Raw genomic sequence first — 10,245 nt, 5'->3', positions numbered from 1 at the left:
TTCAAGTGCGGTCATGTTTGGAACGAGATGGAAGGACTGAAAGATAATTCCGACATTTTGACCACGGAATTGGGCAAGGGCATCTTCGGATAAGGGGCCAAGTTCAGAACCTGCCACATGAACGCTGCCTTCATCCGCTCGTTCCAGTCCGGCCATGACCATCAACAGGGTCGACTTTCCGGACCCGGAGGGGCCGACAAGACCCCGACCAGTCGAAGCGCGGCCTTGCGGTCGCTCGCCACATCGGTCCCGTTGATCCGAACCACGCCACTGGTAGGTTTGATGAGACCGGCAAGCACACGCGCCAGTGCCGACTTTCCCGACCCGTTCCGGCCGACAATTCCAATTCGGTCGTGATCGCTGGCAAAACTGATATCCGTCAGCACGGTGCGTTCTTGAATATGCGCATCGACGTTGGATACCGTCAGGAACGCCTCGGCCCTTCTTACAGAGTGCTCATTCTCTTTGCTTCTGGATATGCTTTGCCAGAAGGTCATTGGATGCCGCCAAAGCACATGTATTTGAGTTCGACATAATCATCTGTGCCGTATTTTGACCCTTCTCGACCCAAACCAGACTGCTTGATCCCGCCAAACGGCGCAACTTCGGTTGAAATCAGCCCAGTGTTTATTCCAACCATGCCAGTTTGCAGTTGCTCGGCCATGCGCCATGCCCGATTGAGATCCTGAGTATAAAAATAGGCGGCCAGGCCAAACTCGCTGTCGTTTGCCTGCATGGCAGCCTGTTCCTCAGTTTCGAATTTGAACACCGGAGCAACGGGCCCGAATGTCTCCTCGCTGGCGGCAAGCATATCCGATGTCATGCCCGTGACGACGGTGGGCTCGTAGAACTGCCCACCAAGCGCATGAGGACTGCCGCCTACTTTGACTGTTGCGCCCTTGGCAACGGCATCTGATATATGCGCCTCGACCTTTCGAAAGGCGGCTTTGTTGATCAAGGGGCCAATCGAGGTCACATCCTGGAATCCGTTTCCAACCGTGAACTCGCGAACGCGATCAGAAAGCTCGCGGACAAACTCATCGTGGATGCCTGCTTGCGCATAGATGCGATTGGCACAGACACATGTTTGACCGGCATTGCGAAACTTCGCGATCAACGCTCCTTCCACGGCGGCATCGACATCTGCATCATCGAACACAATGAAAGGTGCATTACCGCCCAATTCCAACGACACTTTTTTGACCTGTGAAGCGCACTGCTCCATCAGGATTTTGCCAACCCGTGTCGAGCCGGTGAACGTGATTTTGGCGATCTTTTCGTTTGAGCAGAATTCCTCGCCTACTTCGGCGGCGGCAGTGCTCGGCACAACATTAAAGACCCCTGCAGGTATGCCTGCCTGATGCGCAAGCTCCGCCATGGCGAGGGCTGAGAGAGGTGTCAGCTCGGAAGGTCGCGCTACAAATGTGCAACCAACGGCCAAGGCTGGAGCCACCTTCCGGGCGATCATGGCATTCGGAAAATTCCAGGGGGTGATCGATCCGACAACACCGACTGGCTGCTTCAGCACAACAATCCTTTTATCCGGTTGATGACCGGGGATCACGTCGCCATAGATGCGTTTCGCCTCTTCCGCAAACCACTCGATGAAAGACGCTCCATAGAGGACTTCACCCTTGGCCTCCGCTAAAGGTTTGCCCATTTCTGCAGTCAGGATTTGGGCCAGGTCATCAGCATGCGCCACCATCAAATCGTGCCACCGACGAAGCAGTGCCGCGCGCTCTTTTCCGGTCTTTGCAGCCCACATGGGTTGGGCTCTGTGAGCTGCACAAATCGCAATACGAACATCGTCGACCGTGAGGTCCGCAACGCTGGCAAGTTCCTGTCCGGTGGCCGGATTATGGACGTCGAATGTGTTGGTTACTTCCACCCAGCTCCCGTTCATATAGGCTTTAGTGCGCAGTAATTCGGGAGACCTGAGATCAAGCATCACCTTTCTCCCTGGCTGCGGCGATGGAAGCCTCCAATATCTCCAGTGCTTCAGCGAAGACATCATCTTCAATCGTGACTGGTGCGAGAAAACGGATCACGTTTCCGAAGATCCCGCAGGTCAGCAAAACAAGGCCACGCTTCAAAGCCTCAGCACGGACCTTGTTGGTAAAGTCCGGCGACGGTTCTGACGTTCCTGCAACATTGAATTCAGCAGCAACCATGAATCCGAGCCCGCGAACATCCACAACTTCAGGTGTTTTTGCACGAAGCTCGTCAAGCTTCTGCTTCAATCGGGACCCAAGCTGGATGGCCCGATTGCAAAGATCTTCTTCTTCGATCACGTCCAGCACAGCATGAGCGGCAGCGATCCCGACTGGTGGCCCACCATAGGTCCCACCCAAACCGCCTGGCCCGGCTGCATCCATGATGTCTGCGCGGCCGGTCAGTGCTGCGAGGGGCAGACCGCCAGCAAGACCTTTTGCCATAGTGGTGATATCAGGAGCGACACCTGTGGCTTCCATCGCAAAGAGGTTCCCAGTTCGCGCAAATCCGGTCTGTATCTCATCTGCGATCAAAACAATGCCATGCTCGTCGCATAGCGCGCGCAGTGCTTTCACAAACTCTGCTGGGGCCGAGTAAAAGCCGCCCTCTCCCTGAACGGGCTCAAAAATGATTGCCGCAACTCGGCTTGGATCAAGGTCGGATTTGAAGAGCTTGTTCAGGGCCTCAAGGGACGCAGCACTTGAACCACCATGCAGCTCGATAGGAAACGGCACATGATAGACATCGGGCATCATCGCTCCGAAATCTTTCTTGTAGGGTGCAACCTTGCCCGTCATGCTCATGCCCATGAAAGTACGGCCATGAAATCCACCACTGAATGCAATAACGGCAGAGCGACCCGTATAGGCACGGGCAACCTTCACTGCGTTTTCGGTCGCCTCAGCACCGGTTGTGACAAAGACCGTCTTTTTGGCAAAGTCCCCCGGTGTCGCCGCATTCAGCCTCTCAGCCAATCGAACGTAATTCTCGTATGGCAGAACCTGATGACAGGTATGGGTAAAGGCTTTCAGCTGGTTTTCAACTGCAGCGATAACCTTCGGGTGGCGGTGTCCGGTGTTCACGACCGCGATGCCTGAGGCGAAGTCGATGTAACGTTTGCCTTCGACGTCCCAGACTTCCGAGTTTTCTGCGCGCGCAGCATAAATCTGGGTCTGCATGCCCACACCCCGGGCAATAGCATCCTCACGGCGGCGACTGATTTCCGCGTTCAACATGGCCTTGGCCTCTCAATTTTAGATCAGGAAATTGGCAGGCATCCCTGCCAAATTGGTTATCTGGGAATCGACGTCAGGTTCCACTCATCAGCATTCGATAACGAAGTTGGTCGAAGATCACGGCGAGGATCAACAGTGCGCCAAGCAATACCATTTGCATGTAGGAACTAACTTGCGCGAGATTCATACCGTTCTGGACCAGCACAATGAAAAACGCGCCCAGCACCACATTCTCAACCCGGCCAATACCACCTCTGAGGGACACACCTGCAATCACACAGGCCGCGATGGATTCAAGCGCTATTGTGCCTCCTAGATTAGCCTCACCAGTTTCAACGCGCGCTGTCAGAAGAAGCCCGGTCAAAGACGCAATCAAGGCGCATATGACATAGGCAAAGAGCAGTGTTTTCTTGGTGTTGATCGCCGACAGATGCGCTGCCTTGATATTACCACCGACTGCATAAATCTGCGTTCCAAGGCGTGTACGGGACATGAGAATCCACATCACGGCAATTACGACCAGCGCGACAATAACGGGGACGGGGATCCCGAAGACCCTGCCAAACCCAAATGTGTCTCCAAATTCAAACGGCAGGTCCGAAACCGGTACTCCGCCAGTCAGGAACAATGCGAATCCAGCGCCCACGGATGAAACCCCGAGGGTCATGATGAAGGGCGAAACATCGAAATAGGCGACGCCTGCGCCATTCACCAGGCCAACGATCAATGCAACGCCAAATCCGATCAGGGCTCCGAAAAGAATGGCTACCCAAATTGCATCGGGAAACATGCCTGCAAACCAGACCATTCCCAGTGCCGACACAACAGACGTCAGCGCTATTAATGTTCCAACGGACAGATCAAATCCGCCGGAGATCAGGACAATCATCTGTCCCATCGACACAAGAACCAAATAGACCGATTGTCTGGCCACATTGATTAGGTTCTGCCCCGTCAAGAATTTTGGCGATAGCAAAGTGAAGATCACGAGCGCAGTGATCAAAAAGAACGGCAAAACGCCGACTTTCACAAAGAGACGCCGGACCGAGAAGCTCGGCGAGTTTGAGACTATTTGAGCGGTCATGTTTCCACTCCACTTTCATCAAAGAATAGTTTGAGGATCTGGTCTTCAGTCATGTCGTCTCCAGATAGTTCTCCGGAGATATGGCCGTGCGCTAAAACAATCATGCGGTGCGCAAGGTTGAGGACTTCAGGCAGGTCAGATGAGATAATCACGATGGCTTTCCCGGCCTCGGCCAGATCGCGAATGAGCCTGTAGAGCGCGGACCGCGTGCCCATATCGACGCCCACTGTCGGTTCATCGAAGATGATGAGATCGGCCTCCTGACCGAAGCATTTGCCAAACAGCACCTTCTGTTGATTGCCGCCGGACAATTGGGCCACCGGTTTTCGCCGATAGGTTTGATGCAGTTCAACTGTATCAGAGATCGTACTGACGCCCCGGTCCACCCGTTTCCATTGAACCAAGCGTTCACCGGACGCCACTTCCCGGCCCATGACAAGATTAACTGCAAGATTGTCTCTGGAGGTCTTGGCCAGATCCAGACCTTCTGCTTTCCGGTCTGGCGACAAGTAGTAGATGCCCGCCTGGATAATCTCTCGGGTAGAGAGATTGGAGATATCCCGGCCGCAATAGGTCACACGCCCCGATTGTTTGCTTCCCAAGCCCATGACCGTTCGAAACAATCTGGACTTTCCCGAGCCGACAAGCCCGGCAACTCCGAGGACTTCCCCTGCCTTGACGGAGAAAGATGCACCTTTAACGCCAATTCCGACGAGTTGATCCACCTCGAGCAGGGTCTCCGCCGGGTTGTGTGCGATCTGCGGATAGATTTCGTCAATGGCACGACCGGTCATCATCTCAACCAGCCGATTGTCATCCGTGTCCTCCATGGCGACAGTGCCAACCTTGGCTCCGTCTCGGAGGACCGTTACCCGGTCTGCTATGCGGGCGAACTCTTGAATTCGGTGCGAAATATAGATGATCCCGACGCCTTCAGATTTCAGCCGCTTGATAAAATCGAATAGATGGTCGACTTCCCGGTCAGACAACGAGGCTGTTGGCTCATCAAGAATGAGGGCTTTGAGATTACCGTGGAAAGCCTTGGTGATTTCCACCATTTGTTGCTGCGCCCGCGAGAGCTGTGCGACAAGCTGCCCGGGATCGATGTCAAACCCAAGCTCGGAAAGCATCTCACGAGACCGGGATCTCATTGTGCGGTGGTCAAGGAAAGGGCCAAAGCGAGGTTCCCATCCCAGGAAGATGTTCTGAGCAACCGTTAATGTCGGGATCAGCGAGAATTCCTGAAAAACAGTATAAATCCCTTGTCCCTGGGCATCTGCGACACTCTCAAAAGACGCCACTTCGCCGTTCAGGACAATTTTGCCCGAGCTGGGCGTATTCGCTCCAGCCAACATCGAAATCAAAGTGGATTTGCCTGCACCGTTCTCGCCAAACAGCACATGGACCTCTCCAGCGCTCAGCTCAAAATCGACACCATCCAGTGCGCGCACGCCTGGGTATTGTTTGGTAAGCTGGCTCGTGGATATGAGACTTGGATTACTCATCGCTCAGTTCCGAAAAAAACGGGCCCTCAGGGGTGACCGTCAGGCCCGTAGTTTCAGGGAGGGTTTAGTTGGAGACGTTGAAAACTGCCGAGTACCCCTTCGGCGGCAGGATGTTTTCACGCGCTACGGTCTCGATGTTTTCCGGATCGACAACAAAGATTTTCGGACCGACATGTTTGACGTACTCTTTGCCTTCGAGAATTCGAACAGCCTGATCGACCGCAATTCGGCCCTGGATCACCATGCTGTCGGCTGGTGCTGCCAGAATGAAGCCGCGCTGGATACCGGTGTAGACACCAGGTGTCATGTAGAATGCCAGAAGATCGACCTTGCCCTTCAACCCGCGCTCTCGGATCAAACCCTGTGCTGCTTCAGCCGTCACAGCGGTTCCCGCAAGGTAACGCACATCCGGATTAGCCTGCAGGACGTCTTCAACCAGTTTGAGCTGGGTTTCCTTGCCTGTATCACCAAAGCGTGGCTCCAAAACCTTGATGGCCGAGCCTTCAACTGCTTCCATGAAGCCTGCGTGAGCGGCTTCCACCCAGCCAGCACCTGCCGGTCCGGGGAACCAACCAACCAGAACTTCGTCTGAGCCTGCCGGGTGCTTGGCCGCAAGATATGCGCCGGTCTCGTAGCCCATGGTCTTGAAGGATACGAGCGACTTCGCCGCAATCTCGTTCGATGACACGCCGTTGATGACATCAATCACCGGAATACCCTTGCCGGCGATTTCGCCAATAACGTTGTTGAGGCCGTCATAGGAAATTGCACCAACGACCACAGCATCTGCGCCGCTTGCAACGCAATCTTCCAGCTGGCCAATCTGCTTGTTGAGCTCGGTGTATCCACCTGCTTCAACTAGGTTCATGTTCACGCCGAGACGGGTCGCCTCATCAGCAACCCCGTAATCAACGCCGAGCCAATATGCGTCCTTCATGTGCGGAAAGGACACGCAGATATTCCAAGGCTTCGCAGCCCTTTCAAGCGCGGTGTAAACGACAGCTTTGACCTCGCCTTCGCCGGAAAACGCTGGCGACACTTCCTCCGCATCATAGGGATACCAGGCGTCCGCCAGGGCGCTCGACATTGGAATAGCTGCTGTAATTGCAAGCATGGAAACGGTTTTCAAGGCGAGTTTCATCGTTCCGACCTCCCAGTCAGTTCAAGAGTTTTGTTGCGGCCTCCCGCAATTTCAGGGGTTATTTTGCGGCTCTTAGCTGAGCTCTTCTCTTATTCGTTGAAGCATTTGCTTCCTGTCCTTGCGCGCAGCGAGTGCCTCATCCATGTCAACACGAACGAATTTCACTGGCGTATGCGGTTGAAGTTGCCCGATCAGGTCCATATCGGCGGAAATGATCGCACCGAGGGTGAAGTAGCCACCTCCAGAAACAGCATCCCGGTGCAGCACTATCGGCTCTGTTCCACCCGGCACCTGGATCGACCCATAGGAATAACACCCATCGACAATGTTGGATGGGTCTGCTCCTGCCCCAAATGGCTGGTCGCGGTCGACGAACTCCAGTGGCTTCCCGCCTTTGAACCGATATCCCATGCGGTCGGCTTCAGGGGCAACTGTCCATTCGTCTTCGAAAAAGCCGGTGCCGGACGCTTCGGTTAACCTGTGCCAGTACAGTCCTGGGAGGACGCGGAGTTCAGCCGGGTTGGCAGGTTTCCGACGAAGTTCCGTCGGAACGGAACGTCCAGCGCCGACGCCGGCAACTTTGCCCACGGGCAAGACATCGCCAGCTTGAATGGCCCGACCTTCAACACCGCCGAGCGCACCAATGGGATAAGCAGAACGGCTACCCAGCGCCTCCGGGGTTGTAATACCGCCACTGATTGCAATGTAAGCACGTGCTCCGGACACTAGGAAACCGAAGCTCAAGACCTGTCCGGCCTTGACTTTAAACGAGGTCCAGCCCTCGACTGGGTTCCCGTCTACATCAATCGGTAGGTCCGCGCCGGTCACAGCGACAGTTGCTTCAGCCTGAAATTCGATTTCAGGGCCCATGAAGACAGCTTCGAGGCATGCCGCCTCTTCCGGATTGCCGACCAGCGTATTGGCAGCGCGAAGAGCGAAGCGGTCCATAGCTCCGCCCATCGGAATTCCAAGATGGAAGTAACCTGGGCGACCCAGGTCCTGAATCGAGGTGGAGAGCCCGGGATTTTTTATCTTAAGCGTCATTGAGGGCCTCCAGCATCTTTGCGTTGGTCCCACGCATGTCGGCGTTGAACTCGTCCAGATCGAAATCCACTTCCGCTATCCGGGGCTGGTAGGTCCCGGCCTCTACCGCATCCGTGATCGCGTCATATTCTCCGCGCGTGATCGGCTTCCACTTCACAATGTCTCCCGGTTTGAAGAACACCATGAAGTCTTTCAGGTAACTGACGCTTCCCTCCGGATCGTAGATCGGCATCGGCGTGATGCCGAACATCTGGTAACCGCCTGCTCCGCGAACCGAATAGATGCAGGAAAAACAACCGCCGTAGCCAACCGTGTGCTTTGGAGTATCCGTGCGCGGGCGCAGATATTTTGGCACCTGCAACTGCTTTTCCCGCTCCACGAGTTGATAGAGAAAGGGAAGGCCGGCCACAAACCCAACCATGGAAACAAACCAGGGCTGAGAGTGATGGGCGGTTATGAAATCAGCCACAGTGTCATAGCCGTTGCTCCGGGCTGCATATTCAAGGTCACTGCCATTTGGATCCTGATGGCGTTCACGAAAGCGCATGAGCGTTTCATGGGTCCAAGGGTCTTCATAGAAAACCGGAATTTCAACAATGCGGGTTTTCAGGCGTTTTTCTGCATTCACCGCAACTTGTTCAAATTCCTTCAGCCGCCCCATCATGGCGTCCGGCGAGATGACATCCGGGTCAAACCGCACTTGGAAAGATGCATTAGCCGGGCAAATCTCGGTCACTCCATCAATGTTGGCAGCACGTACCGCGTTGCTCATCGACAGAGACTTGAAGAATGCATCGAGCGACATCTCATCGTCGATTTCGACATAAACGTGTTCATCACCACCAAAGGTGTATCTCGTTTTCATCATCGACCTCACATCTGCTCGGAGGACAGGTTTCCAGCGTCGAGCCAAGGCTCAAGCCACTGGGTGTGGAACGCATCTGCAGCAACATCCGCATCGCGAGCGAGCGCCTTGTGCAGAGGGACCGTTGTTTTCAGCCCATCTATTTCAAGGCTGTTCAGAGCTCTCGACATCTTGGCAATTGCGTCGGCCCGGTCCCTTCCATGGACAATCAGCTTGCCAATCAGGGAGTCATAAAAAGGCGGGATCTGATAGCCCTCATACATGAAGTGATCGACACGAATGCCATCCCCTTCAGGCAACTTCAAACGTTCGACCTTCCCCGGGAAGGGTAGGAACTGCATGAACGGGTCTTCCGCATTTAGACGAACTTCAATCGCATGACCCGAACGCTTGATTTGATCTTGGCTGACACTAAGTGGTTCGCCACCACACACCCGGATCATTTCCTTCACCAGATCGAAGCCTGTCACCATTTCGGTGACCGGGTGTTCGACCTGGATCCGTGTGTTCATTTCGATAAAGTAGAATTCGTTGGCGCCTGGGTCGTAGAGATACTCCAGAGTTCCAGCGCCGCGATAATTGACTGCTTCTGCCAATGCGACGGCCGTTTGACAAAGCTTGTCTCGTGTCGCCTCATCCAGACAGTCAGCACCAGCTTCTTCCCAGACTTTCTGCCTGCGGCGTTGCAAGGAGCATTCCCGTTCATAGAAATGCACCGCCTGGTTCCCGTCGCCTACAATCTGGACTTCGATATGGCGCGGCGACGCAACTGCGCGCTCCAAATATAGCCCACCATCCCCGAACGCCGCTTTGGCCTCAGCCTGCGCCATGGGAGCAAGTTCTCTCAATTCCACTTCGTTCGAAGCGATCCGAATCCCTCGTCCACCGCCTCCAGCGGAGGCTTTGATCATCACGGGGTATCCGACAGCCTGTGCGATCTCGGCAGCTTCATCGACGGTTTCAATGCGCCCCTTGGAGCCGGGAACGACGGGAACTCCAGCAGCCTCGGCCGCCTGCCGCGCAGCCACCTTATCTCCCATCCGCTCAATCGTAGACGCCGCGGGACCGACAAAAATCATTCCGGCCTCAGTAACAGCTTTTGCAAAGCCCGCATTTTCCGCCAGAAAGCCGTAACCAGGGTGAACCGCATCAGCACCAGATGCCTTTGCGGCCTCAACGACCCTGTCGACATTTAGATAGGAATCCTTTGCAGCGGCGGGGCCGATTGACAAAGCCTCATCGGCCATCCGGACTGCCAACATGTCCTTGTCTGCATCGGAATGCGCCTGAATAGTCGTGATGCCCAATTCCTTTGCGGCCTTGACAATCCTGACGGCAATTTCCCCGCGGTTGGCTATGAAGAGACGTTGGATCGGCAT

The 10,245-nt window shown here is 54.9% G+C and carries 9 protein-coding genes and 1 pseudogene; all 10 read right to left on the bottom strand.

Features of this window, described 5'->3' with window-relative positions:
• Window positions 1-156: pseudogene (locus TRICHSKD4_RS30825) on the bottom strand (ABC transporter ATP-binding protein); the annotation flags it as partial.
• A 5-nt stretch (window positions 157-161) separates the two neighbouring features.
• A complete protein-coding gene (locus TRICHSKD4_RS32110) occupies window positions 162-497 on the bottom strand; it encodes an ATP-binding cassette domain-containing protein (RefSeq protein ID WP_040616980.1) in 336 nt (111 codons plus the stop codon).
• Window positions 494-1,948, bottom strand: a complete 1,455-nt coding sequence (locus tag TRICHSKD4_RS15065; RefSeq protein ID WP_009467733.1) for an NAD-dependent succinate-semialdehyde dehydrogenase — start codon at window positions 1,946-1,948, stop codon at window positions 494-496. Before TRICHSKD4_RS15065 ends, TRICHSKD4_RS32110 begins: the two co-directional genes overlap by 4 nt.
• A complete protein-coding gene (locus TRICHSKD4_RS15060; protein ID WP_009467732.1) occupies window positions 1,941-3,227 on the bottom strand; it encodes a 4-aminobutyrate--2-oxoglutarate transaminase in 1,287 nt (428 codons plus the stop codon). The genes TRICHSKD4_RS15065 and TRICHSKD4_RS15060 overlap by 8 nt, the downstream gene beginning before the upstream one ends.
• A 73-nt stretch (window positions 3,228-3,300) precedes the next feature.
• Window positions 3,301-4,311 (bottom strand): ABC transporter permease, encoded by a 1,011-nt coding sequence (locus TRICHSKD4_RS15055; RefSeq protein ID WP_009467731.1) that lies wholly within the window; start codon window positions 4,309-4,311, stop codon window positions 3,301-3,303.
• A complete protein-coding gene (locus TRICHSKD4_RS15050) occupies window positions 4,308-5,816 on the bottom strand; it encodes a sugar ABC transporter ATP-binding protein (RefSeq protein WP_009467730.1) in 1,509 nt (502 codons plus the stop codon). The genes TRICHSKD4_RS15055 and TRICHSKD4_RS15050 overlap by 4 nt, the downstream gene beginning before the upstream one ends.
• 64 nt (window positions 5,817-5,880) lie before the next feature.
• The gene (gene torT / locus TRICHSKD4_RS15045; protein WP_371256808.1) at window positions 5,881-6,930 is read right to left on the bottom strand and encodes a TMAO reductase system periplasmic protein TorT; all 1,050 of its coding nucleotides are present in this window, start codon (window positions 6,928-6,930) and stop codon (window positions 5,881-5,883) included.
• 99 nt (window positions 6,931-7,029) lie between these two features.
• Entirely contained in the window at window positions 7,030-8,001 is a 972-nt protein-coding gene (locus tag TRICHSKD4_RS15040; RefSeq protein WP_040616979.1) for a biotin-dependent carboxyltransferase family protein, read from the bottom strand.
• The gene (locus TRICHSKD4_RS15035) at window positions 7,991-8,866 is read right to left on the bottom strand and encodes an allophanate hydrolase subunit 1 (RefSeq protein ID WP_009467727.1); all 876 of its coding nucleotides are present in this window, start codon (window positions 8,864-8,866) and stop codon (window positions 7,991-7,993) included. Before TRICHSKD4_RS15035 ends, TRICHSKD4_RS15040 begins: the two co-directional genes overlap by 11 nt.
• A gap of 8 nt (window positions 8,867-8,874) precedes the next feature.
• On the bottom strand, window positions 8,875-10,245 hold the full coding sequence (locus tag TRICHSKD4_RS15030; protein ID WP_009467726.1) for an acetyl-CoA carboxylase biotin carboxylase subunit: 1,371 nt from the start codon (window positions 10,243-10,245) through the stop codon (window positions 8,875-8,877).

The organism is Roseibium sp. TrichSKD4 (assembly GCF_000148725.1).
Lineage (GTDB): Bacteria > Pseudomonadota > Alphaproteobacteria > Rhizobiales > Stappiaceae > Roseibium.
The sequence above is the reverse complement of the archived record's forward strand: the minus strand, read 5'-3'. Positions and strand labels throughout refer to the sequence as shown.